The 24,389-nt window shown below is 67.7% G+C and carries 18 protein-coding genes; 5 read left to right on the top strand and 13 right to left on the bottom strand.

Features of this window, described 5'->3' with window-relative positions; all coding sequences use genetic code 11:
* Positions 1-17: 17 nt before the first annotated feature.
* Together AC07NS_RS25800 and AC07NS_RS25795 are read right to left on the bottom strand one after the other, a co-directional pair.
* Positions 18-1,577: a class I adenylate-forming enzyme family protein gene (locus AC07NS_RS25800; RefSeq protein WP_494608004.1), complete on the bottom strand. Its 1,560-nt coding sequence runs from the start codon at positions 1,575-1,577 to the stop codon at positions 18-20.
* A 149-nt stretch (positions 1,578-1,726) separates the two neighbouring features.
* Complete coding sequence (locus AC07NS_RS25795; protein WP_494608002.1) at positions 1,727-3,805, bottom strand: 3-hydroxyacyl-CoA dehydrogenase NAD-binding domain-containing protein; 2,079 nt, start codon at positions 3,803-3,805, stop codon at positions 1,727-1,729.
* A gap of 463 nt (positions 3,806-4,268) precedes the next feature.
* Here AC07NS_RS25795 and AC07NS_RS25790 point away from each other — a divergent pair, with 463 nt between their 5' ends.
* Entirely contained in the window at positions 4,269-5,339 is a 1,071-nt protein-coding gene (locus tag AC07NS_RS25790) for an adenosine deaminase (RefSeq protein ID WP_494608000.1), read from the top strand.
* A 147-nt stretch (positions 5,340-5,486) separates the two neighbouring features.
* Here the strand turns inward: AC07NS_RS25790 and AC07NS_RS25785 are convergent, their stop codons facing one another.
* From AC07NS_RS25785 to AC07NS_RS25775, 3 genes are all read right to left on the bottom strand, one after another.
* Positions 5,487-6,791: a metal-dependent hydrolase family protein gene (locus AC07NS_RS25785; RefSeq protein WP_494607999.1), complete on the bottom strand. Its 1,305-nt coding sequence runs from the start codon at positions 6,789-6,791 to the stop codon at positions 5,487-5,489.
* A 95-nt stretch (positions 6,792-6,886) separates the two neighbouring features.
* The gene (locus AC07NS_RS25780) at positions 6,887-8,116 is read right to left on the bottom strand and encodes a TetR/AcrR family transcriptional regulator (protein WP_494607997.1); all 1,230 of its coding nucleotides are present in this window, start codon (positions 8,114-8,116) and stop codon (positions 6,887-6,889) included.
* Between the two features lie 86 nt (positions 8,117-8,202).
* Positions 8,203-10,122, bottom strand: coding sequence for an ATP-binding protein (locus AC07NS_RS25775; RefSeq protein WP_494607995.1), 1,920 nt, complete (start codon positions 10,120-10,122; stop codon positions 8,203-8,205).
* A gap of 129 nt (positions 10,123-10,251) precedes the next feature.
* Between AC07NS_RS25775 and AC07NS_RS25770 the strand changes: the two genes are divergently transcribed.
* On the top strand, positions 10,252-11,475 hold the full coding sequence (locus tag AC07NS_RS25770) for a serine hydrolase domain-containing protein (RefSeq protein WP_494607993.1): 1,224 nt from the start codon (positions 10,252-10,254) through the stop codon (positions 11,473-11,475).
* A gap of 241 nt (positions 11,476-11,716) precedes the next feature.
* Here AC07NS_RS25770 and AC07NS_RS25765 read toward each other — a convergent pair whose 3' ends face one another.
* The 3 genes from AC07NS_RS25765 to AC07NS_RS25755 form a co-directional block, all read right to left on the bottom strand.
* The gene (locus tag AC07NS_RS25765; RefSeq protein WP_494607991.1) at positions 11,717-12,613 is read right to left on the bottom strand and encodes a pirin family protein; all 897 of its coding nucleotides are present in this window, start codon (positions 12,611-12,613) and stop codon (positions 11,717-11,719) included.
* 126 nt (positions 12,614-12,739) lie between these two features.
* Positions 12,740-13,426, bottom strand: a complete 687-nt coding sequence (locus AC07NS_RS25760; protein ID WP_494607989.1) for an RDD family protein — start codon at positions 13,424-13,426, stop codon at positions 12,740-12,742.
* 118 nt (positions 13,427-13,544) lie between these two features.
* The gene (locus AC07NS_RS25755) at positions 13,545-13,841 is read right to left on the bottom strand and encodes a hypothetical protein (RefSeq protein ID WP_494607987.1); all 297 of its coding nucleotides are present in this window, start codon (positions 13,839-13,841) and stop codon (positions 13,545-13,547) included.
* A gap of 837 nt (positions 13,842-14,678) precedes the next feature.
* Between AC07NS_RS25755 and AC07NS_RS25750 the strand changes: the two genes are divergently transcribed.
* Both AC07NS_RS25750 and AC07NS_RS25745 read left to right on the top strand, forming a co-directional pair.
* Positions 14,679-15,272: a hypothetical protein gene (locus AC07NS_RS25750; protein ID WP_494607985.1), complete on the top strand. Its 594-nt coding sequence runs from the start codon at positions 14,679-14,681 to the stop codon at positions 15,270-15,272.
* 472 nt (positions 15,273-15,744) lie between these two features.
* Positions 15,745-16,770: a retron St85 family RNA-directed DNA polymerase gene (locus AC07NS_RS25745; RefSeq protein ID WP_494607984.1), complete on the top strand. Its 1,026-nt coding sequence runs from the start codon at positions 15,745-15,747 to the stop codon at positions 16,768-16,770.
* Between the two features lie 10 nt (positions 16,771-16,780).
* Here AC07NS_RS25745 and uvrB read toward each other — a convergent pair whose 3' ends face one another.
* The 5 genes from uvrB to AC07NS_RS25720 form a co-directional block, all read right to left on the bottom strand.
* Positions 16,781-19,048 carry an excinuclease ABC subunit UvrB gene (gene uvrB / locus AC07NS_RS25740; RefSeq protein ID WP_494607982.1) on the bottom strand — a complete coding sequence of 756 codons (2,268 nt, stop codon included), beginning with the start codon at positions 19,046-19,048 and terminating at the stop codon, positions 16,781-16,783.
* A 93-nt stretch (positions 19,049-19,141) separates the two neighbouring features.
* Complete coding sequence (locus AC07NS_RS25735; RefSeq protein ID WP_494607980.1) at positions 19,142-20,668, bottom strand: hypothetical protein; 1,527 nt, start codon at positions 20,666-20,668, stop codon at positions 19,142-19,144.
* Positions 20,669-20,857: 189 nt separating this feature from the next.
* A complete protein-coding gene (locus AC07NS_RS25730) occupies positions 20,858-21,775 on the bottom strand; it encodes a hypothetical protein (RefSeq protein WP_494607978.1) in 918 nt (305 codons plus the stop codon).
* 72 nt (positions 21,776-21,847) lie between these two features.
* Positions 21,848-22,261 carry a DUF1810 domain-containing protein gene (locus tag AC07NS_RS25725; protein ID WP_494607976.1) on the bottom strand — a complete coding sequence of 138 codons (414 nt, stop codon included), beginning with the start codon at positions 22,259-22,261 and terminating at the stop codon, positions 21,848-21,850.
* Between the two features lie 57 nt (positions 22,262-22,318).
* Positions 22,319-23,836 (bottom strand): hypothetical protein, encoded by a 1,518-nt coding sequence (locus tag AC07NS_RS25720; protein ID WP_494607974.1) that lies wholly within the window; start codon positions 23,834-23,836, stop codon positions 22,319-22,321.
* Between the two features lie 215 nt (positions 23,837-24,051).
* Here AC07NS_RS25720 and AC07NS_RS25715 point away from each other — a divergent pair, with 215 nt between their 5' ends.
* A complete protein-coding gene (locus tag AC07NS_RS25715) occupies positions 24,052-24,381 on the top strand; it encodes a PadR family transcriptional regulator (RefSeq protein ID WP_198578714.1) in 330 nt (109 codons plus the stop codon).
* The last annotated feature ends 8 nt before the right edge of the window (positions 24,382-24,389 follow it).

The raw sequence follows: 24,389 nt of genomic DNA, 5'->3' as shown, positions 1-24,389 counted from the left end.
TGGGTCCCTCCCTCTCTCTATGAGAGAGGGGTCTTGGAGTTCCACCCGTCCCGTAGCTCGCGCTTCAGCACCTTGCCGATATGGCTGCGGGGCAGGGCGTCGACGAGGACGAGGTCGGCCAGGCGCTGGGTCTTGCCCAGGCGCTCGTTGGCGAAGGCGCGGACGGTTTCGGCCGAGGCCGCGGCGCCGGGCCGCAGGGCGACGAAGGCGACCGGGGTCTCGCCCCAGGCGTCGGACGGCACGCCGACCACGGCGGCCTCCAGCACGTCAGGGTGGGCGGCGATCACCGCCTCCAGATCGCTGGGATAGATGTTGAAGCCGCCGCTGATGATCATGTCCTTCTTGCGATCCATCAGGGTGAGGAAGCCCTCGTCGTCGAAGCGGCCGACGTCGCCGGTGCGGATGAAGGCGAGGCCTTCGGGCGAGGTCCAGGTCGCCTCGGCCGTCTTGCCGGGCTGGCCGTGATAGCCGTTCATCATGCCGGCCGAGCGGCCGACGATCTCGCCGACCACGCCGGGACCGACCTGCACGCCATCCTCGTCGATCAGGCGGATGTCGTGGCCCGGGGCGGGGCGGCCCACGGTGTGCAGCTTGTCCGGATGCTCGTGGGCCATGAGGATGCAGGTGCCGCCGCCCTCGGTCATGCCGAAATATTCGACGAGGCCGCCGGGCCAGCGGCGCAGCACCTCGGCCTTCAGTTCGGGGGCGAACGGAGCGCTGGTGCAGAACTTCAGCCGGGTAGTCGACAGGTCGAAGCCGTCGAAGCCCGGATGGGCCAGCAGGCGGCGGTACTGCACCGGCACCAGCATGGCATGGGTCATGCGATGCTGCTGGGCCAGTTCCAGGAAGCGGCCGGCGTCGAACTTCTTCATCAGCACGACGGTCCCGCCGCCGGCCAGGGTGGGGAAGAAGCAGACCAGGGTAGTGTTGGAATAGAGCGGGGTGGACAGCAGGGTCACCGCGTCCGCCCCATAGCCGACGGCGTCGCCGCGGAAGACGTGCTTCCAGCGCATGCCGTGCGACTGGACGATGCCCTTGGGCGCGCCGGTGGTGCCGCTGGAATAGATGATGTTGAACGGATGCTCGGGGCCGATCTCGACCGGCGCGGGGGCCGCACCTTCCGGAGCAAGCCAGGCCTCGAAGGCCTCACCGGCGGGCGAGCCGTCCGGGGCGATGGTGCGGGTGGCGATGGGCGCGGGCCTTTGCGCTTCGGCCACGCCCGCATCGACGAAGAACAGTTTCGCGCCGCTGTCGGCGACCATGCCGGCGATGGCGTCGGGCGTGGACGACGGCGCCAGCGGCGCGACCGCGACCCCGGCCCGCAGGCCGCCCAGGAACACCGCCGCATAGGGAATGGACGACAGGGCGCAGACAGCCACGGCCTCGCCCGGCCGGACGCCGTCGCGCTGCAGGGCGGCGGCGACGCGGTCGGCCACGGCGTCGAAGGCGGCGTAGGTGATGGTCTCGCCGGTCTCCATGATCACGGCGGGGTGGCCGGGGGTCTCGGCCGCCCGCTCGCGGAGGATGTCGCCCATCACGCCGTAGTCGGCGGCGATCATGGAGGGGATGGTGGGCATGGGCTGTTCCTACGCAAAAACTCTCGTCATCCCGGAAGCCTCGCAGAGGCTATCCGGGACCCAGGGGCGGTGCGCACGGCCCCTGGGTCCCGGCTCTTCGCTGCGCTTCGGCCGGGATGACGGGCAAATTTAGGATCGGACTTAGACAGCTACGCGTCCTTGAAGCCCTTGCCTTCGGCCGCCAGCCGCTCCAGCAGGGCCGAGGGCTTGAAGTCGTCGCCGTGCTTGGCCTGGAACTCCTTCATCTTGGCCAGGACCTTGTCGAGGCCGACCAGTTCGCCCCAGAACATCGGGCCGCCGCGATAGACGGGCCAGCCGTAGCCGTTGATCCAGACGATATCGATGTCGGAGGCGCGGATGGCCTTGCCTTCCTCGAGGATCTTCGCGCCCTCGTTGACCATCGGGTAGAGGCAGCGCTCGAGGATCTCCTCGTCGCTGATCTGCCGGCGCTGGATCTGGCGCTTCTCGGCGAAGTCGAGGATCACCTTCTCGACCTCGGCCGAGGGTTTGGCGACACGGTTTTCGTCATAGTCGTAGAAGCCCTTGCCGTTCTTCTGGCCGCGACGGTCCATCTCGCACAGCACTTCGCGCACGGTCGAGGAACTGGTCTTGGCGGGATCCCAGCCGATGTCGAGGCCGGCCAGGTCGCTCATGGCGAACGGACCCATGGGCAGGCCGAAGTCGTAGAGCACGCGGTCGACGTCCCAGGGCATGGCGCCTTCGAGGATCAGCTTCTGGGCCTCGCGCTGGCGCTGGGCCAGCATGCGGTTGCCGACGAAGCCGAAGCAGTTGCCGACCAGCACCGCGACCTTGCCGATCTTCTTGCCGATCTGCATCGAGGTGGCGATCACCGACTTGTCGGTCTTTTCGCCGCGGACGATCTCCAGCAGGCGCATGACGTTGGCCGGCGAGAAGAAGTGCAGGCCGATCACGCTTTCCGGCCGGCTGGTGACGGCGGCGATGGCGTCGACGTCGAGATAGGAGGTGTTGCTGGCCAGGATCGCGCCGGGCTTGGCGATCTTGTCGAGCTTGGTGAAGACCTCCTTCTTGATCTCCATCAACTCGAACACGGCCTCGATGATCAGGTCGCAGTCGGCGAGGTCCTCCAGGTGCATGGAGGGGGTCAGCAGCCCCATGCGCTTTTCGACGTCGTCCTGGGTCAGGCGGCCCTTCTTGGCGGTGTTCTCGTAGTTCTTGCGGATGGTGGCGACGCCGCGGTCGAGGTTCTCCTGCTTGGCCTCGATGATCGTCACCGGGATGCCGGCGTTGAGGAAGTTCATCGAGATGCCGCCCCCCATGGTGCCGGCGCCGATGACGCCGACCTTCTTGACCGGGATCGTGGGGGTGTCATCCGGCACGTCGGGGATCTTGGCGGCCTGGCGCTCGGCGAAGAACACGTAGCGCTGGGCGGCCGACTGGCTACCGGTCATCAGCTCCATGAAGAGGCGCCGCTCTTCCTTCAGGCCCTCGTCGAAGGGCAGGTTCACCGCCGCCTCGATGCACTTGATGTTGTTCTCGGGCGCGAGGAAGCCGCGGAACTTCTTGGCGTTGGCCTTGCGGAATTCGGCGAAGATCTCGGGCTTGCCACGGGCGGCCTCGACCTTGTCGTTGAGGTCGCGAACCTTGGCCAGCGGACGGTCTTCGGCCAGCACCACGCGGGCGAAGGCGATCGCCCCGTCGCGCAGGGCGCCTTCCTCGACGAGGCTGTCGAACAGGCCCATCGCAAGAGCTGCTTTCGCCGGCACGTGCTGGCCGGTGGTGACCATCTCCAGCGCCTTCTCGACGCCGACGATGCGCGGCAGGCGCTGGGTGCCGCCGGCGCCGGGCAGCAGGCCGATGTTCACTTCCGGCAGGCCCGCCTTCGCGGACGGCACGGCGACGCGGTAGTGGGCGACCAGCGCCACCTCCAGCCCACCGCCCAGCACCGTGCCGTGGATCGCGGCGATCACCGGCTTGGGCGAGTTCTCGATCGTGTTCTGCACGTCCTGCAGGGACGGGCCGGTCATGGCCTTGCCGAACTCGCTGATGTCGGCGCCGGCGATGAAGGTCTTGCCCTCGCAGATCAGCACGATGGCCTGGACGGCCGGATCGTCGATCGCCGCCTCGAAGGCGTTCTTCAGCCCTTCGCGGACCTGGGCCGACAGGGCGTTGACGGGAGGCGAGTTCAGCGTGACGACGCCGATGTCGCCTTCGACGGTCAGATCGGTGACGGCGTTGATCGCGGCCATGCGGTTCCACCCTTCTGGTTCGTTTGAACGCTTGTTTGATCCTAGCCTGCACGACGCCGCGCGAGAGTCCAGAGGGGCGCGGACGGCGCCGCTTTTTCGGGCGCCGCAGGTTGACGTCGTGGGCGTCGTACTGGACATTCGAAGGGTTCAGTTTCGGTCGAGATGGCGCCTGCCGGCGCGGGCCGACGTGACATCGCGTCGGCGCGTAAAGCCCACGGTCTCCCAAGAATAATCGGCCAAACTGGGGAGGGAGTTCGCACCAGGACCGGCCGGCCGCCGCCGCTTGCAGGCGTGCGGGACATTCCAAGACCGTTTCAGGCGCGAGCGCGACGCGGTGCATACGACGCGTCGAAACTAAGAGGTGAAGCGCACCTCGGCGCGGGGGCCCCACGCTCCCGCGCCGCCTTGTGTGGGCTTGATGTGCGGGCTTGACCCCGCCACGCCGCGAGCCGATGGAATTCCCATGACCGACACCACGCTCGAAGCCTTCGCTCGCGGCCTGCCCAAGGCCGAACTGCACATGCACATCGAGGGCAGCCTCGAACCGGAACTGATGTTCGCCCTGGCCGAACGCAATGGGATCAGCCTACCGTACAAGTCGGTGGAGGAGATCCGCGCGGCCTACGCCTTCTCGAACCTGCAGGACTTCCTGGACATCTATTACCAGGGCGCGGGCGTGCTGATCACGCGGGCCGACTTCAAGGACCTGGCGCTGGCCTATTTCGAGCGCCTGGCGGCCGACGGCGGGGTGCACGCCGAGATCTTCTTCGATCCGCAGACCCACACCGAGCGCGGGATCGCCTTCGAGACGGTGATCGACGGCCTGCTGGACGGCATGGCGGAAGCCGAAAGCCGCTGGGGCGTGACCTCGAAGCTGATCCTCTGCTTCCTGCGCCACCTGTCGGAAGACAGCGCCTTCGAGACGCTGGACCAGGCCAAGCCGCATCTGGCCAAGATCGCAGGCGTGGGGCTCGACTCCTCAGAGGTCGGCCATCCGCCGGCCAAGTTCGCCCGGGTGTTCAAGGCCGCCCGAGAGCTGGGTCTCAAGATCGTCGCCCACGCGGGCGAGGAGGGGCCGCCGGAATATGTCTGGGAAGCCATCGACCTGGTGGGCGTCGACCGCATCGACCACGGCAACCGCGCCCTGGAGGACGAGGCCCTGACGGCGCGTCTGGTTGCGGACGGGACGACCCTGACGGTCTGCCCGCTGTCGAACCTGAAGCTCTGCGTGGTGCCGGACCTGACGGCGCACCCGATGCGGAAGATGCTGGACCTGGGGCTGAAGGCGACGGTGAACTCCGACGACCCGGCCTATTTCGGCGGCTACCTGCTGGACAACTATCTGCAGACGGCCAAGGCCGTGGACCTGACGCGCGAGGACCTGGTGATGCTGGCCAGGAACAGCTTCACCGGCTCGTTCCTCGACGAAGCCGAGAAGGCGCGGCGGCTGGCGCAGGTGGATGCGTACGTGGCTGGGAAATCCCTCTCTCTGGGAGAGAGGGAGGGGCCCACGCCGCAAGGCGTGGGAGGGTGAGAGGTTACACTCTCTCCGAATGAGGCGCGGCGGTTGGGTTGCGGTTCCCCCCGTGGGTTTGCTTGTGGGCGGTGAAACCTCTCACCCTCCCACCGCTACGCGGCGGGCCCCTCCCTCTCTCAAAGAGAGAGGGGTCTGGCGGAGCGGTCAGTGCGGCAGCACTTCCACCCCGCCTTCCTTGTAGACAATCCCGCCCTTCATCACGAACGCGACCTTGCGCATCAGGCTGATGTCGGCCGTCGGATCACCGGTCACCGCCACAAGGTCGGCCCAGCTGCCCGGCGCAACCCGTCCCACGGCCGGATCGCCGATCAGGTCGCCGGCGGCGCCGGTGGCGGCGGTCAGGGCCTGGGTGGGGGTGAGGCCGCCCTGGACCAGCAGATCGAACTCCAGCGTGTGGTCGCCTTCGCCCAGGTCGGTGCCGTAGGCGATCTTGACCCCAGCCTTCACGGCGTTGGGGAAGTTCCGCTTGGGGATCAGGTCGTTGGCCAGCTCCTTTTCGGCCGTGCCGGGCGGCAGCAGTTCGGGGTGCTTGGACGCCGTCTCGTAGAAGACGTCGTAGACGCTGAGGGTCGGCACCAGATAGACGCCGCGCTCCTTCATCAGCTTCAGCGCCTCGGGCGTGGCGAACGAGCCGTGCTCGACGGAGTCGATCCCGGCCTTGACCGCCGTCTCGATGGCGGGGGCGGGATAGATGTGGGCGGCGACCTTGAGGCCGAGGCCATGGGCGGTGCGGACGGCTTCCTCGATCTCGTCCTGCGCCATGGTCTGGTGGCGCGGGTCGTCGCCGATCGAGGCGATGCCGCCCGACGGCATCAGCTTGATGACCGTGGCGCCGCGGCGCTTGTGCTCGCGAACCTTCAGCCGGGCCTCCAGCGGCGAATTGACGATCCCGTTGTCCCAGCCGGGATTGGAGAGGGCCGGGTCGACGCCGCTGCGCATGTCGCCGTGGCCGGCGGTGGGGCCCAGCGGCTCCAGGGCGATCCACAGGCGCGGGCCGGCGATCTTGCCGCCGTCGATGGCGTCGCGCACGGCCGCCGTCTCCGGGCCGCCGCCGAGGTCGCGGGCGGCGGTGAAGCCCTGCAGCAGCATCTGGCGGGCGTAGAGCGCGCCGTCGAAGGCGCGGTCGATGTCGGAGTGGGTGACGCCGTACTCGACGGCGTTGGTCTTGCTGGGCAGGGCCGCGCCGATGTGGACGTGGGCATCGATCAGGCCGGGCAGGACGGTCTGGGTCTTCAGGTCGACGATCTGCGCGCCCGCCGGGGCGGTCCAGCCGTCCTCGACGGCGATCACGCGGTCGTCGAGGATCACGACGGTGCTGGGGCCGCGCAGCTTGGCGCCATCGAACAGCTTGCCGGCCTGGACGGCCTTGTCGGCGGCGCTGGCGAGGCCCGGCGCGGCGAGCAGGGCCGCGCTCGCCAGCAGAAGGGCGCGGATCGTGGACTTGGGCATGGACGCTTCCCCGAAATGAACGCTTCCGGCTTGGCGCGCGGCGATCGCCGCGTACAGGGCAAATCGCCAGGAAGCGGCGAAAACGGCGCCCTCGCCTACCGCGCCATCAGCCCCATCAGCAGCGGACGGGCGAAGAGCCTCGCGGCGTCCTCCCGCGTGACACCCGGCGCCCAGGCCTGCAGCGACGCCGCCGCGTTGAGCATCGAGTTGATCATGTGGGCGGCGACCAGCGGGTCGACCGCGCGGACCGAGCCGTCGGCGATCCCGTCGGCGATCATGCCGGCGAAGCGGTTGGAGCCGCGGGCGTAGCCGTCGCTCATCTCGTGGCGGATCTCGATCGGCAGGGCGCCCATGGACGAGGCGCGCAGCAGCGGGCCGTGGTCGGACAGCTGGTATTCGACCAGGGCCGCCGTCGCCGCCGACACCGCCGTCCAGCCGTCTCCCGGCTGATCGAGCGCCGCGAGCTGGGCGCGGCGGGTGACCGCGAAGGTGCGCTTGAAGCACTCGACCACCAGGGCGTCCTTGTCCTCGTGGTGGTGGTAGAACGAGCCCTTGGTGACGTTCAGCGCCGCTGAGATGTCCTCGACCGAGGCCCCGCGATAGCCGCGCTGGTTGATCAGGCGGGTGGCGGCCACGAGGAAGGTCTCGCGCCATTCCTGGCCCTCGTCGGAGGCCGGGGTCGGGTCGGGCAGGGCGGGCGGCGCCCAGTCGCGGCCGGCCGCGGCGATGCCGCCCACCAGGATGTCGAACATCCGCTCGCGCACCCGCTCGTAGTCGTCGAGGTCAAAGCGGCGCAGCCAGGCGCCGGTCCAGAAGACCTGTTCCAGCAGGAGGTGGGCGCGGGCGTTGCGCTCGGCCTTGTCGAGATGGGCGAAGGCCTCGCCGTCGAAGAAGCCGCGCACCCGGCGGAAGATGTCGGCGAAGGCGGCCTGGACCGAGGCGCGCATCGGCTCCTTGAGGGCGCGGATCTCGGTGAAGCTGGCCAGGGGCGGGGCCTCGCCGGCGCGGACCTGGCGCGACAGGTCGAGATAGAGGGTCAGGAACTTGCGGATGCGGGCGGCGGCGTCGGGTTGCGCCGCGGCCTCGTCGATCATCGCGTCCAGCCGCTCCAGCCCGCGGATGAAGCAGGCGGCGGCCAGGTCGTCCTTCTTGCGGTAGTAGTAGGTGACGCTGGTGGTGATCAGCCCGACCTTGGCGGCGACGTCGGCCAGGGTCATGCCCTTGACGCCCTGGCGGTTCAGCACCGCCGTCGCGGCCGCCAGTATGGCTTCCTTCTTCTGTGCGTAGCGCGCCGTCGCGGCGGTGACGGTGTGGCCGTCGTCCATTGTCAGGCCCCCTGCAACGCCTCGTGCAGGCGTTGGACTCTCCGGTCCAATCTAGGCCCGGAACGAGGCGGCAGAAAGGCCTTCGTTCAGGAGGTCTCCAAGGCGCGAGCAGGCAGGGCCTCGGCGACCGCGCGGACCAGAGCGGCCGGCGACAGCGGCTTGGCCACCGCGCCGTTCATGCCGGCCTCGACATAGGCGGCCTGCTGGTGGGCCATGGCGTTGGCGGTCATGGCCAGGATCGGCGCGGCGCCGGCCCGGCCGGGCAGCTTGCGGATGGCGCGCGTGGCCTCGACCCCGTCCATCACCGGCATCTGGATGTCCATGAAGATCAGGTCGTAGCCCAGGCGGGCGGCGGCGATGCCGGCCGCGCCGTCTTCGGCGGTGGCCACGCGGGCGCCGAGGGCCTCGAGCATGCGGGTGGCGATCAGCCGGTTGACCGCGTTGTCCTCGACCAGCAGCACGTCCAGGCCCGCCAGCAGCGGCGCGTCGGGCTCGGCGGGGGCGGGGGTGCGGACGGGCGCCTCGGCCGGGGCGGCCAGGATCTCCAGCCAGAAGGTCGAGCCCTGACCCGGGGTGCTGGAAAAGCCGATGTCGCCGCCCATCATCCGCGCCAGCCGGCGGGTGATCGACAGGCCAAGGCCCGCGCCGCCGAACCGCCGGGTGGTCGAGCCGTCGGCCTGGCTGAAGCGCTCGAACAGGTTCTCGGCCGCTTCTGGCGAGATCCCGACGCCGGTGTCCTCGACCTCGAAGCGCAGGCGCAGGCCTTCCGGATCGGGCGAGACGGCAAGGCGCGCGGTGACGCCGCCTTCCAGGGTGAACTTCACGGCGTTGCCGATCAGGTTGAACAGCGCCTGGCGCAGGCGCACCGGGTCGGCCAGGGCCCAGCTGGCGCCGACGGGCGGGGCCTCGACCGTCAGGCGCAGGCCCTTCTGGTCGGCCTGGGGCTCCAGCAGGTGGGCGACGCTGCGCAGCAGGGCCGATGGATCGAGCGGCTCGGGGGAGAGCTCCAGCTTGCCGGCCTCGATCTTGGAGAAATCGATGATGTCGTTGAGCAGTTCCGACAGCATGGCGCCGCAGCCCAGGGCCTCGGCCAGCAGGCGGCGGCCATCGTCGGACAGGCGCTCGTGCTCCAGCAGGTGCAGCACGCCCAGCACCCCGTTCATCGGCGTGCGGATCTCGTGGCTCATATTGGCCAGGAAGCGCGACTTGGCCTCGGCGGCGTCGAGGGCGGCGTTGCGGGCGACCAGCAGTTCGGTGACGTCCTGGCTGATGCCGATGACGTCGAACAGCTCGCCGGCGCCGGCCCGCACGCCGCGCCAGTCGGTGCGCATCCAGATCCAGTTGCGGCTGGTCGGGTCGGCGTGGCGATAGACCAGCTGGGCGTGCTCGCCGGTCTCCTGGGTGCGGACGAAGGCCTGGCTCATCATCGTCCGGTCATCGGGATGGATGGCGGCCAGCATCTCCGGCACGGTCATCTGCCGCGCGTCGCCCATCGGGGCGGCCAGGGTGGTGATCTCCTGCTCGAAGAAATAGATCCCCTTGCGGGTCTCGAACCGCCAGACATAGACGCCGGCGGCGTTGCGCAGCATCTCGTTGGCGCGGTCGGCCTGCTGGCGCTGGAGGCGGCGCACGCGCTCCTCGGAGAAGTCCTGGAAGACGATCAGCAGCGCCCCGTTCGGCAGGATCTTCGAGCGCGAGCGCACCCACAGCCAGCCGCCGCCCTTGCGGGCCAGGCGGTGCTCGGACTGCACCTGACCCTCGGCCCGCAGGATGCGGCCGGCGCTTTCCAGCACCTCGGTGTCGTGCAGATGTAGGAAATCGCGGATGTGGCGGCCGAGACTCTCCTCGGCGCTCCAGCCGGCGATCTGACTCCAGGCCGGATTGACGCGGACGATGGCGCGGCCCTGCACCACCACGAACATGTCGAGGCTGTTCTGGAAAAACCAGTCGGCCGCGGCGCGGTCGGTGCTGGTGGCGGGCGTCTCTTCGTCCGGCCCCTTGCCCATCAAGCTCCCCTCGTCTTCAATCGATCAACGCAGGATGAGGTGAAGGTTGCGTTATCCGTACCGCCTATTCGATCCGCGAAAAGAAGGCGACCGTGACGCAAGGTCGCGCCAGTGTGGGGAAAAACGCAAGTGAGCACGCCCGAAGCCGTCGGTCTGTCGTCGAGCCGACTGAAACGCATCGACGCCTTCCTGCAGGAAAAGTACGTCGGACCCGGCCTTCTGCCCGGCGCCCAGGTGCAGGTCTGGCGGCGCGGCCAGCTGGCCCACGAGGCCGTGCTGGGACTGGCCGACCGTGAGCGCAATACGCCGCTGAAGGCCGACAGCCTCTATCGCATCTACTCGATGACCAAGCCGATCACCTCGATCGCCTTCATGATGCTGGTCGAGGAGGGCAAGGTCGCTCTCGAAGACCCCGTCCACCGCTTCATCCCGGCCTTCAAGGACCTGGGCGTGTTCGCCGCCGGCGCGCTGGGCGCGTTCCAGACCAAGCCTCTGGCCGAGCCGATGCGGATGATCGACCTGCTGCGCCACACCGCCGGCTTCACCTACGGCTTCCAGCAGCGGGGCAATATCGACGCGGCCTATCGCAAGCTGCACCTGGACGACCTGCCGGGGCCGCGCGACCTGGACGGCTTCATCGCCGAGCTGGCGAAACTCCCGCTGGAGTTCAGCCCGGGCGAGGCCTGGAACTATTCGGTCTGCACCGACGTGCTGGGCTATCTCGTCCAGCAGATCTCCGGCCAGCCGCTGGACGTGTTCTTCAAGACCCGGATCTTCGAGCCGTTGAAGATGGTCGACACCGGCTTCTTCGCGCCGCAGGCCGATCATGGGCGGCTGGCGGCCTGCTACAGCCTTGACCCCAAGGGCCGGGTGGTGCTGCAGGACGATCCGGCGACCAGCCCGTTCCTCAAGGACCCGCTGTTCAAGTCGGGCGGCGGCGGGCTGGTCTCGACGGCGTCGGACTATATGCGCTTCTGCCGCATGATCCTGAACGGCGGCCAGCTGGACGGCGCCCGCATCGTCAGCCCCAAGACCCTGAAGGCGATGATGCTCAATCACCTGCCGGGCGGGAAGGAGCTGACGGAGCTTTCGAAGTCGCTGTTCAGCGAGAGCGTCTTCGAGGGCCTGGGCTTTGGCCTCGGCTTCGCCGTCACCATCGACCTGGCCCGCACCCGCACCATTGGCAGTGAAGGCGAGGCCTATTGGGGCGGCATGGCCTCGACCGCCTTCTGGGTGGACCCGCTGGAGGACCTGGCGGTGGTGTTCATGACCCAGCTGATGCCGTCGAGCGTCTATCCGATCCGGCGGGAGCTGCGGACGCTGGTCTACGCGGCGTTCGAGGAGGCGGCGTAGCCCTCAAGGAACCTCCCCCTGTGGGGGAGGTGATCGCGAAGCGATCGGTGGGGGGAGTGACTGCTGAACTGCCGATACCTCGAAAGTTGAAAACGGCCCCCCACCGGCCTTCGGCCGCCTCCCCCATGGGGGGAGGTTCCCCCTCAGTCGCTCCGCGACAGCTCCCCCAGAGGGGGAGCATCTTTAAATCCTCCCCCTCTGGGGGAGGTGGCCCGGAGGGCCGGAGGGGGCCGCGCAGCGGCTAGGACATCGGCGGCGCCGGGGGCGTCGGATCCTCCGGCAACGGAATGAACTCGCCGTTGTCGAGGTCGGGCAGCTTCATGCGGCCGGCGCGCCAGTCGGCCTTGGCCTGCTCGATGCGGTCCTTCGACGTCGAGACGAAGTTCCACTCGATGAAGCGCGGGCCGATCGGCTCGCCGCCCAGCAGCATGACGACCGAGGGCTCCAGGGCCTCGAAGACCACGGTCTCGCCGGGCTCGAACACGGCCATCTGGGCGGCTTCCAGCACGCGCCCGGCGACCTCCACCCGGCCGCTGGAGACGTAGGCGGCGCGTTCGGGATATTCGGCGGGCAGGGCGGCCTTGGCGCCGGCGGCCAGCTGCCAGTGGACGTAGAACAGCGGCGAGTGCACCGGCACCTTGGACTTGGCGCCGAAGGCCTCGCCGGCGATCAGCCGCGCCTTCAGGCCGGCGCTTTCGTAGAAGGGCAGGTCGAGGTCGCCGGCGTGGTGGGTGAAGCCGGGGTCGATCTCCTCCAGCTCGGTGGGCAGGGCGATCCAGGCCTGCATGCCGTCCATCAGCCCGCCGTCGTGGCGCAGGGTCTCGAAGCGCTCGGAGTGGGTGATGCCCGAGCCGGCGGTCATCCAGTTGACCTCGCCGGGCAGGATCTCGATGTCGGAGCCGACGCTGTCCTTGTGGGTGATGGCTCCGTCGAACAGGTAGGTCAGGGTGGACAGGCCGATGTGCGGATGCGGCCGCACGTCGACGCTCTTGGGAAAGCCCGGCTGGAAGTGGGCCGGCCCCATGTGGTCGAGGAACACGAACGGCCCGACCATCCGCCGCCGCGCGAAGGGCAGCACCCGCCCGACCTCGAAACCGCCGATGTCGCGGCGGCGGGCGTCGATGACGAGGTCGATCATGGGGGGCTCCGTGTCGGTCCGGGGGGAAGCTGTTGCGCGGGCCGGAGAGTCCCACGGCCCGCGCGCGGCGTCTTGCAGTTTCTGACCCTGCGTCTCGAGGCTTTCCGGGCTTCCCAGGGGCTCGACCTAGCCGGCGATCGTGCTGAAGCGCTCGATCACGTCCCAGGCGCGCATGGCGCCCCAGATCGCGCCGCCGACCACCATCAGCGTCACCTGCCAGACCCCCATCGGACGGTGGGTGACGCGGTTGTCGCCCTGCTCGTCCCAGTCGGTGACGGCCTGGTTCTCCAGCGTCTCCTTGGCGTTCCACATGGCGATCAGGCACAGCACCGGCACGCCCAGGCCGAAGCCGAAGGTGATCACCTTGATCTCGCGCAGCGCCGAGGCGACCAGGCCCAGGCGGCGGCCGTCGGCGCGGGTCACGCGCACGCCGAACAGCCACTTGCCGGGCGTGCCGCCGGTCAGGGCGATCGAGACGATGACGGCGGGCGCGGTCATCAGGATCAGCAGCGGCGCGCTGATCAGCGCGCCGAAGATGTTGTCGCCCAGCAGGTCGATCCATTGCTGGGTGAGGTCGGGCGCGACGATCATGCCGATGATGGTGACGATGAACAGGCTGCTCAGCCCGAACAGGATGTTGTCGACCGACCGGGCGAAATAGCGCCGCCAGGGGTGGGCCGACACGTCGGTCCATGGATGCGGCTTGCGGGCGGGCGGCGTTTGGGGCGGCGCGGTCTCGGCGGGCGCGGCCTCGGGCGCGGCTCCAGGCACAGGTTCGAGTTCGGGCGCGGCGCCCGCGGTGATGTCGGTCATGTGCAAAGCCCCCGGTACGCGAAGAATCCCCGAGCCCCCTCGGGAAACGCCACCATGGACCGCCGCGCGAGCGGGCTCAACCTTGGGGGCTGGTGAGGGGGCTCGGAAGGGGGCGCCGCTAGCGGTCGTTCCACCAGGCGCCCTGACGGCGGAGGATCTCGACATATTCGTCGACGACGCTGGGCGGGCAGCCGCGGCGGCGCCTGAACTCGGCCTTCTTCTCGGCCTCGACGGCCGCCAGGCGCCGGGCCTCGGCGCGGGCGGCGGCCTTGGCGGCGGCGCGGACCTCGGCCTCGGCGCGTTCGGCGGCGCGCCTGGAGGCGCGCAATTCGGCCGGCGTCGGAGGCGGCGGCGGCGGAACCGGGCCGCGCGTGCGGTGCGGGCGGACGGGGGAGGGATTGCGGCGGTTGGACATGGGGGGCTCCTTCCTTCTCCCCTTGCGGGAGAAGGTGGCGGCCGAAGGCCGTCGGATGAGGGGTCTCTCAAGCATGAGACGCCTCCGCCCGGCCTGTCCGCCGCTCGCGGTGTTGAGTTTTGAGAGACCCCTCACCCGACCCCCGCCTTCGCGGGGGCCACCCTCTCCCGCAAGGGGAGAGGGAACGGGTTGGCGATCTCACGCGGCGAGCCGCTGAGGGGATGGAGAGGGCGCGGGGCGTCCGGACCGCGTCCGGAGCTGTGTTGGATGTACCGTTTCGACGAAGCCTTGACGCCCCGCGCGATCGTTTGACCTCAGGCCGGGGCGCGCGGGCCTTTTCCGCCCTTCACCCCCTTCGGCATCTGCCTTCCCCGGAACCGGGCTGTGAGCTTCGCTAGCCATCGCGTGCAGACAGAAGGCGCCGGAGCGGACCCTCGGGCGGGCGGGAGCCTATTGCAGGCAAGCCCCCGATAGGCGGGTTTACGTCCCCCGCCCTCCGTTCAAGCCCCGCCGGCCCGGCTCACGCCGCTCCAGGAGGCCCCGCTCGATCGCATCCCCTCGCACGCATCGGGCCGGATCCTAGCGCCCTCTCCCCGCGACGGGACGAGGTCCATTATGCGGCCGGTTTGGAAGGGGCGGATGGAAAACGCTGGGAATTTTCTAGGGCGTTGATTGGGTTGGGGTTTGTGGCGGGGCGGAGGGGGATAGGGAGAAGCCATGCGGCCAGTGAAGGGAGAAGGCTGCACGGTAAGCTGGACGTTTTGGGAGAGCTTCACCTAAAGTGTATGTTCTTCTGTCGATTTTCGAGTCGGCAGGCCTAACAGTCGCGAATCTTACGTGAGCCCCTCAAGCAAGCCGTTCACAAAGCCCATTCAGCGGGTGAAGCTTAATCTTGCGGTGACTCGGCTCGCGCAGGAGTTAGATGTTTTTGTTGCTGGTCCATTCATAGATAAAAATTGGACAGCTGAAGAGCTGATTAAGCAAAGTGCGGCTACCCGTGCTAGGCTTGCTGTAAAAGATTTTATAGAATCTGATTTGCAGCACAGGGTTGTTCTTGGTGAGCACCGCGGTGTGGACGAAATTGGGTCGTCTGCTTTTGGTGATCACACTAGTTTTGCTATTGCTGAACTTGCCCTCGTTAGGGCGTGTGAGGCTATTGTGATATTCCCATCAAGCGTTGGATCTTTTTGTGAGCTCGGCGCTTGGTCTTTGAGCGAGCACATATGCAGGAAGATGTTGATAATACCGGAAAAGAAATTTGAAAATGAAATAAGCTATCTAAATGTCGGAACATTAAGAATGGCTGCGAGTAATGGCGCTTCTATTGTTTGGCGGGATTTGGAAGACTTAGAAAGTATAATGGGTGATGTAAGGCGATTTGTCGGTGTCGCGCATGATCGTGCTATGGTGAGGTCTGTCACTCGTGACTAAGCGGGAGGCTATGGATGATATTCTCTTGATGTTGGCTATCAAGCTGGCGCAGCCCGGGTTGGCGGCCGATATCGAGGAGGGGTATTATCGTCTCGATCCGGACTCTGCTGAGGATAGGCCTTCTAGAAAAGATCTAAGGGTTCACTTGGATAGGCTCATGGATCAAAAATATATATGGCTGTATGCGGGGCGGCGTTACCTGTTGACTCGGCGGGGTGAGCGCTACGTTGCGCTTGCTGGTTTGCGGTTGGATCTCGATATGCGTCGCCTCTACTTGCTAAAGGAGACGCGATCGTCTAGCTTGACGCGTCGGGGCGGCACTCACGATTGGCCGCTGAAGCAGCAGCCATAGGTTCTCTTGGTTGGGCGTAAAGGGCTCGCGGTTAGGCTTCTGTCGCGCTTTCGGGCGCAGCCAAAACCGCGACAGAAGCCTAACCGCGTGCTCTTAAGCAACTAATTTGGTTGGTAAAACGTGTCGCCCCGCACCTACGACCTCATCACGAATTCCAAGTATATAGACTTTATTAGTGAGTCTATTCGGTCTGGGTGCGCTCCGGAGGATGTCAAGTTTCCGGTCCCGTCAGTTTCTCTTCCCGTTTTAAATAAAGCCGAAGATATATCTGCCTATCTCGGCATATCTCCTGAATTGATTTGGACTCTTATTAGGTCTCAAAAATATAAGTATAATAACTTTTCTGTGAGGAAGAGATCTGGCGGGTCTCGCCTCATAAGCGCCCCTAGAACCTATATGAAGGTTGTCCAGTGGTGGATAAATGATATAATTTTATCCAAATTTCCGCCGCGAGAGAACGTGTTTGGTTTCGTTCCTGGCGTCAGCTACGTTGATAATGCAGCATATCACCATGGTGCAGTGACCATGATGAATGTCGATATAAAGAACTTCTTTCCATCTATTAAGTCGGATGATGTTCTCGGTTGCTTTCTAAAGATTGGATATTCTAAGCAGGTTGCTTTGGGGCTTTCGGCCCTAACAACATATGCGGGTTTTTTGCCCCAAGGGGCTCCGACCAGTCCGAGTTTATCAAATATCGTATTTTCGGAATTCGATGAAAAAATATCCAATATATGTGAATTGTATAATTTAAAATATTCTAGATATGCCGACGATATGACGTTTTCTAGTGCGGGTAGAATACCAGAGAATTTTCATCGCGTTATTTCTAAGGTGCTGTTCCCGAAATTTTCTCTTAATGAAGAGAAGACGAGATACATGGGGGCGAGAGATAAAAAGGAAGTAACTGGCCTTGTCCTTGGTCGAGATGGGCCTGCCATTAGCCGGGAAAAGCTGAATGGACTGAGAGGGTGGGTACATCAAATTATTGAAAAACCGGAACTGCATTTGGATGATTTGGACAAACTATCTGGTACCCTCGCTATGGTGCGGATGGTTGGTGGTCGCGGTACAGGTCCAATTCTGGTGCAAGGAGGACGTGCTATACAGGCTATTGAGCAGTCCCTTCGCATTGGTCAGGCCTGAGTTAGAAGGTCTACCGCCGCCCCTTCCGAAACGCCTCCGCCTGCTCCGCCCTGTGCTCCGCCCGCACCCGCTTGGGCGCTGACTTGTCCACGGTCTCGCCGGCCCCCGTCAGGACCTCGTTGGCGAATTCCAGGTCGAGGAGCTTCATGCGCTTGATCTCGTCGCGCAGGCGGGCCGCCGTCTCGAACTCCAGGTTGGCGGCGGCTTCGCGCATCTTGGCTTCGAGGTCGCGGAGGGCGGACTTGAAGTTGTCGCCGCTGAAGGGCTTTTCGGCGCCGGAGGCGTCGGCGACGCCCATGGGCACCAGGACGCGGTCGCCGCGCTCGTAGGGGCTGGCGAGGATGTCCTTGATGTCGCGCTTGACGCTCTCGGGCGTGATGCCGTGTTCGAGGTTGTAGGCGTTCTGCTTCTCGCGGCGGCGAGTGGTCTCGGCCATGGCCCGCTCCATGCTGCCGGTGATCCGGTCGGCGTAGAGGATGACCTTGCCGTCGACGTTGCGGGCCGCGCGGCCGATGGTCTGGACCAGGGAGGTCTCCGAGCGCAGGAAGCCTTCCTTGTCGGCGTCGAGAATGGCGACCAGGCCGCATTCGGGGATGTCGAGGCCCTCGCGCAGCAGGTTGATGCCCACCAGCACGTCGAAATTGCCCAGGCGCAGGTCGCGGATGATCTCGATGCGCTCGAGGGTGTCGACGTCGCTGTGCATGTAGCGGACGCGGATGCCCTGTTCGTTGAGATATTCGGTCAGGTCCTCGGCCATCTTCTTGGTCAGGACGGTGACCAGGGTGCGGTAGCCCTTCTGGATGGTCTGGCGGATCTCGTCGACCACGTCGTCGACCTGGGAGGCGCCGTCCTTGGAGACCGGGCGCACCTCGACCGGCGGGTCGATCAGGCCGGTGGGGCGGATGACCTGTTCGGCGAAGACGCCGCCGGCCCGCTCCAGCTCCCAGTTGGCGGGGGTGGCCGAGACGTGCACCGACTGGGGACGCATGGCGTCCCATTCCTCGAACTTGAGGGGGCGGTTATCCAGCGCCGAGGGCAGGCGGAAGCCGAACTCGGCCAGGGTCCATTTGCGGTTGCGGTCGCCCTTGTACATGGCGCCGATCTGCGGAACCGTCTGGTGGCTCTCGTCGGTGAACAGCAGGGCGTTGTCGGGGATGTATTCGAAGAAGGTCGGCGGCGGCTCGCCGGGCTGGCGGCCCGACAGGTAGCGGCTGTAGTTCTCGATGCCGGCGCAGGAGCCGGTGGTCTCGATCATCTCCAGGTCGAAGGTGGTGCGCTGCTCCAGGCGCTGGGCCTCCAGCAGCTTGCCGTTGGCGGTCAGCCACTCCAGCCGTTCCTTCAGCTCCTTGCGGATCTCGATGATCGCCTGGCGCAGGGTGGGGCGCGGGGTGACGTGGTGGCTGTTGGCGTAGACCTTGATGGTCTCCAGCTCGGCGGTCTTCTTGCCGGTCAGGGTGTCGAATTCCGACAGGGCCTCGACCTCGTCGCCGAACAGGGTGACGCGCCAGGCGCGGTCCTCGTAGTGGGCGGGGAAGATCTCGATGGTGTCGCCGCGGCGGCGGAAGGTCCCGCGCTCGAAGGCGGCGTCGTTGCGCTTGTACTGCTGGGCCACCAGGTCGGCCATCAGCTGCTTTTCGTCGACCCGGTCGCCCACCGTCAGGGTGAAGGTCATGGCGGTATAGGTCTCGACCGAGCCGATGCCGTAGATGCACGACACCGAGGCCACGACGATGACGTCGTCGCGCTCGAGGATCGCCCGCGTCGCCGAGTGGCGCATGCGGTCGATCTGCTCGTTGATGGAGCTGTCCTTCTCGATATAGGTGTCGGTGCGCGGGACGTAGGCTTCGGGCTGGTAGTAGTCGTAGTAGCTGACGAAGTACTCGACCGCGTTCTCCGGGAAGAAGGCCTTCATCTCGCTGTAGAGCTGGGCCGCCAGGGTCTTGTTGGGGGCCAGGATCAGCGCCGGGCGCTGGGTGGCCTCGATGACCTTGGCCATGGTGAAGGTCTTGCCCGAACCGGTGACGCCGAGCAGCACCTGGTCCTGGTCGTTGTTCTCGATGCCCTCGACCAGCTCCTTGATGGCGGTCGGTTGGTCGCCGGCCGGCTCGTAGGACGACACCAGCTTGAAGGTCTTGCCGCCTTCCGACTTCTCGGGCCGGGCCGGGCGGTGGGGCGTCCACAGCATCGGCATGCCTTCCGCCCCCATGGCCTCTGGGGAGGCGTCGAGCACGAAGGGCGTCGAGGCGTCGGAAACGCCGGGGTTCTGGCTGCTGGGCATGGGCCAAATCTAGGCGCCCGGACGCGCGAAGGCCAGGGGTCCTGCTGACAGGCCCTGTCAGCAGGCTGGCGGCAGGTGGCGGGAGAGGCGTCCCTAGAGGTCGCCCCAGTAGGTTCCGCTCAGCGGCGCGGCGACCACGCGGCCGTACTTGCTCTGCACGGCCAGGACGTCCGGGCGGGCCAGGATGGCGTCGCGGCGGGCGAGGAAGGCGCGGGCGTGGGCCGACTGGGCGGGCGGGGGCTTGGTCTTGCGGAAGGCCTCCAGGGCCTCGCCGCGCAGGGCCGGGTCCTCCAGGCGGCGGATGTAGTGGGCGGCGGCCTCGTCGTCGCGGCCCAGGCAGATCAGGGCCTGGGCGAGGGCGGCGGGATTGTCCTTCCAGCCGTCGCGCAGGCGGGCCAGCTCGGGAGCGATGCGCGGATCGGCGGGCGTGACCGACAGGGCGCAGACGCGGTTGCTGGCCACCCACATCAGGCCGAACGGCGTGGCGTCCTTGGTGTCGACGGTGTCGAGCACGCGCAGGGCCTCGGCGTGGGCGCCGGCCGTGACCAGCATCTCGCTGCGGTTGATGCGCTGGCTGACGCCGTCGTCGCCGGTGGCCCGGGCCATGACCTTGTCGGCCTCGTCGGTGCGGCCGAGATCGGCCAGGGCGTAGGCGTAGGTGTTGCGCAGCCAGGGCGCCTGCTCGTCGGCGTCGTCGAAGGGCTGGTTGCGCAGCAGGCGGCGGTCGTAGTCGGCGCCGAGGGCGACGGCCTCGTCGAAGCGGCCGAGCGCGCGCAGGGCGTCGATGCGCTCGTGCACGTGGCGCAGGACCTGGGGCTGGGCGGCCGAACGGGCCTCGAACGTCGCCAGCCGGGCCTGGGCGACGGCGCGCCAGTCGAAGCGGCCGGCGGCCTCCAGCGACGGCCAGAGCGGGGCGAACCGGCGGTCCTCGGCGACCGACAGCAGGGCGGCCGGGTCGTCGATCTTCTCCAGGGCGGTCCTGGCCTGGGCCAGGTCGCCGGCGTCGGCGGCCAGCCGGGCCTGGAGCAGACCCCAGTCGTTGCGGGCGATGTCGACATCCTCGTCATCGGTCCACGGCGTGACCCGCAGCTTGGACACCACCCGCAGGCGCGCGGCGGGATCGTCGTTCAGCAGGCGCAGCAGCTGGAAATAGGTCGAGATGCGCAGGGTGGTCAGGGCGGTCGGATCGGCGGCGAAGGCCTTGTCGAAGGCGGCGGCCGCGGCCGGGGCGTCCTTGCGCGTGCGGGCGTCGATCATCAGCACGAGGTTGGCGGTCGCCTTCAGGAACGGCTGCGCGGCGACGGCGTCGAGCTTGCGGGCGAAGTCGACCGCGTCCGGGCCGACATAGCCGCCGCATTCGAGCGCGACGAAGTAGAGCATCTCGCGGCGACGGAGCTCCAGGCCGTCGAGTCCGGGATCGGCCACCGCCGCCTTGATCCGGGTGTTCAAGGTCTTGCTGCAGTCGCCGTTGTCCATGGCGGCGGCCGCGTCGGCGATCAGGTAGTCGATCCTGGCGCCCAGGTCGCCCTTGGCCGCCAGGGCGGGCGCGGGGCCGAGCATCGCGCCCAGGGCGCAGAGGATCGCGCCGCCGGCGGCGGCGAGCTTGCCGTTGGAAATCATGAAAGCCCCCAGTGTCACTGGCGGCCAGAGACCACGGCCGAGCTTGAAGCGCAACGTCAGGTGGGCGCCCGGACGTGCGCTATCCGAATCCGGAATCGTGGGAGGTTCCGGCGCTCCGCTGCGCCGAGTTCACCCCCGGGCGCGCTTGCGCGACCCAGGGGGCGGGATGACAGACGAGAAGACCCTGCCTCAGCCGCAGCTCTCGCGCGGGCGGTCGGAGCGGATGACGCAGAGGATCTTGTTTCCGCGGGCGTCGCCGTAGCGGGCGCGGACCTTGCCGGAGAACTGGTCCCACTTGGCGCGGGTGTCCTCGGCGGCGACGCCCATGGCCTTGTCGTAGCCGCCGCGGCTGGTGCTGGCGGTGTCCTTGTTCAGGTAGGCGTGCTTGATCCGGCCGCCGCAGCTGGCCCACTCGGGAAACCCGTAGCAGCCGGTGATCAGGCCGGCCGGGACCGCCTGGGGCAGGCTGGGGCCGAGCCACTCGGCGGGGGTGTTGTTGTTCAGGCCCTGCGGGTCCTCGATCGTCGGCCGGGCGCGCGGGGCGTCGACCCAGTTGCTGTGCGAGTAGAAGTCCTGGGCGGCGTGCAGGGCCAGGCCGAAATATTCCAGGGTCCGGCACTTGGGCGAGCCCTTCTCGCCGTCGAACGGGCAGTCCGAGCCGGTGGTGGTGTCGCCGTAGGAGAGGTCGGGGCGGACCAGATCGCCGGCGTGGGCCAGGGCCTTGTCGAGGTTCTGGTACATCAGCGTGCGGCAGGCCCGCAGGGCGCCGTTGGCCTGGGCCAGGCTCTGGGCGTAGCCGGACTTGTTGAACCAGTCGCCGTCGTCGCAGTGGGCCTGGGAGACGGTGATCAGGCCGCGGCCGGGACGGTCGGGCGCGCCGACGGCGCCGAAGGTTCCGTTCTTGCCGGCCAGCAGGTCGAGCGTGGCGGGGCCGAAGCCGGCGCCGTTCATGGCCATGCGGGTGATGCGCTCGTGCTCGGCGTTCTGGCCCAGGCTGCGGATGGTGCCGAAGGCCAGGGCCTGCGGCGACAGGGCGATGGTCGCGATGGCGAGGCCAGTAGCGACGAAGCGGCGGGCGACGAGGCGGGCGGGCGTCAATCTGTGCATGGCGGGGGACCCCTTGCTGAACAATCGAGGGTCACAAAAACACGGATTCTCTCTATGCGGGTGTGGCGAATGTCACAGGCGCGCCAGGGTGGCCGGATCGTCCCGGCCGCCGAAGTACTTGTCGAGGGCGGCGCGGAAGCGGGCCTCGCCGGGCGCGGCGGCGGCGAACAGGGTCAGGCTGGAGCGCAGCTTGAGATCGTCGGGCGCGCCGAACACGGCGTGGGCGTCGCTTCCGGGCAGGGCCAGTATGGCGTCGACGACCTCGGCCAGCCGCGGCCCCAGCACCGGATGGGCGAGATAGGCGCGAGCCTCGTCGAGGCCCGAGACCGCATAGAACCGGGCCGTCGAGCTGCGGCCCAGACCCTCCACCTGTGGGAAGACGAACCACATCCAGTGGGTCTGCTTGGCGCCGGCGCGCAGTTCGGCCAGGGCGGCGGCGTAGGTGCTCGCCTGGGCGTCGACGAAGCGCTGGAGGTCGTGGGCCATGACGGGAGTTTGGGCCGGGGGAGGGCGTTTGTCTCGCCCCCGCGTCCCGCCGGACCGTCAGCCGCCGTATTCGCCGCCCAGGTCGACGGAGAGCGCGCGGCCGACCTTGTCCAGGGCCGCCTTGACCTCGGGACGGGTCTTCAGGGCGCTCTGGCGGCGCAGGTAGGCCGGCCGGGTCGGCTCGGCGGCCTTGGCGGCGGGCGACCTCTGGCCGTGGCGGAACCAGCCAAGCGCGTCGCCCCGCAAGGCCGGGTCCTGCAGCCAGCGGACGAGAACGGCGGCCGCCTCGTCGTCGCGTTCGAGGCAGGCCAGGCCTTCGACCGTCGCGCCGGGGGCGTCGCGCCAGTTGGATTGCAGCCTGGGCAGCTCGGCCTCGGCTTCCGGCCGCCGGTCGAGCATGGCCAGGGCGCACAGCTTGTTGCTGGCGACGACCATGCGGCCGTAGGTCGTGCCGTAGTCCGGAGGAACCTGCTCGATCGCCTCCAGGGCCTGGGCCGGATGTCCGAGGGTCAGTTGCAGGGCGGCGCGGTTGACGTTCTGGCTGATCTTGTCCTGGCCCTGGGCGCCTTCGGCCAGGGCCTGATCGGCGGGCGAGCGCTCGCCCAGGTCGCTGAGGACGTTGGCGTAGGCGTAGAGCACCCAGGCCTTCTGCTGGGCCAGATCGTCGAAGGCGTCCTGGCGCTGCATGCGGGCGACATAGTCGGCCCCGACGGCGCGGGCCTCGTCGTAGCGCTGGAGATTGCTCAGGGCCTGGATGCGCTGGACGACCAGTTCCAGGCGGCGCGGTTCGCGGCGGATGCGCTCGTCGATCCCGGCCAGGCGGGCGGTTTCGAGGGCGCGCCAGTCGAAGCGGCCGGCGGCGGCCATGTCCGGCCACAGGGGCTCGAAGCGGCGGTCCTGGTAGACGGCCATCAGGGTCGGCAGTTCGCTCGCCCGGGACAGGACGGCGGCGGCGCGGGTCATGTCGCCCGCGTCGGCGGCGAAGGTCGCCTCGCGCAGGGCCCAGCGGTTGTCGACGGCCTGGTGGGCGTCCTCGGTGGTCCAGGGCGCGCGGCGCAGGACCGAGACGAAGGCGCCGGCGGCGGCCGGGTCGTCGGTCAGCCCGGTCAGAGACCAGTCGAACAGTTGGACCGGCGCCCGGGTGAGCAGTTCCGGGCTGGTCTCGAGCACGATCTGTACATTGGCCGCCATGTCGGCGGGCGCGCCGCGGCGGCTGGCGTCGATCACCAGGGTCAGGGCCGCCTGAGCGCGGACCTCCGGGCGCACCGCCACCCCGAGCAGCCGTCGCGCCGTCGCGACGATGGCGGGGGAATCCTTGGCCTTTTGCCGGCAGCCGAGCTGGGCGAACAGCAGAGTCTCGCGATGGTCGGCCGCGAGGCGATCGAAGTCGGGATCGTCGGTCACGGTTTGCAGGCGTTGGGCGAGGTCGCCCTCGCAGGCGCGGAGCCGGGCGCCTTGCAGCTCGGCGAGGAGCGGCTCGCTGCGCGCCCGCAGCGCCGCTTCGTCGGCCCGGGCGGCGGATCCCACAGACAGTCCCGCGGCCAAGGTCGCCGCCAGGATCGAAACGCGTCTCATCGAAAGCCCCCAACTCAAGCGGGACCTTAAGATCACGACGCCCTCCGCGCCGCAACGCCGGGCGCCGGCGATCGGGGCCGTGATCGCTCCTCTCCCCGCACATTACGAAAGATTCAGCGAACGGCGGTTGCGCGCAAAGTTACTGTGTGACACACAGTGTGTATCGCACACTATGTGCTGCACACCATGCGGCGCACACCAAGACAGGAAGGCTCATGCCGACCGATACCGACATCTTCGAATCCCTGCGCCAGGAGCTGCGTCGCGGGACGCTGATCCTGGCCGTGCTGGCCCAGCTGAAGGTCGAGCGCTACGGCTACAGCCTGCGCCAGGCCCTTTCGGAAGTGGGCCTGGAGATCGACGAAGGCGCGCTCTACCCGATGCTGCGTCGTCTCGAGGGCCAGGGCCTGCTGACCTCCGAATGGCGCGAGGAGGAGAAGCGCAAGAAGCGCTTCTACCGCCTGTCACCCGAGGGCGAGGCCGTTCTTTCCCGTCTGGCCGCCGAGTGGCGCGCCATCAACGACACCCTGCAAAACCTGATCTGAGGGGATCC

Source organism: Caulobacter sp. GW821-FHT10A10, assembly GCF_059415745.1.
The sequence above is the reverse complement of the archived record's forward strand: the minus strand, read 5'-3'. Positions and strand labels throughout refer to the sequence as shown.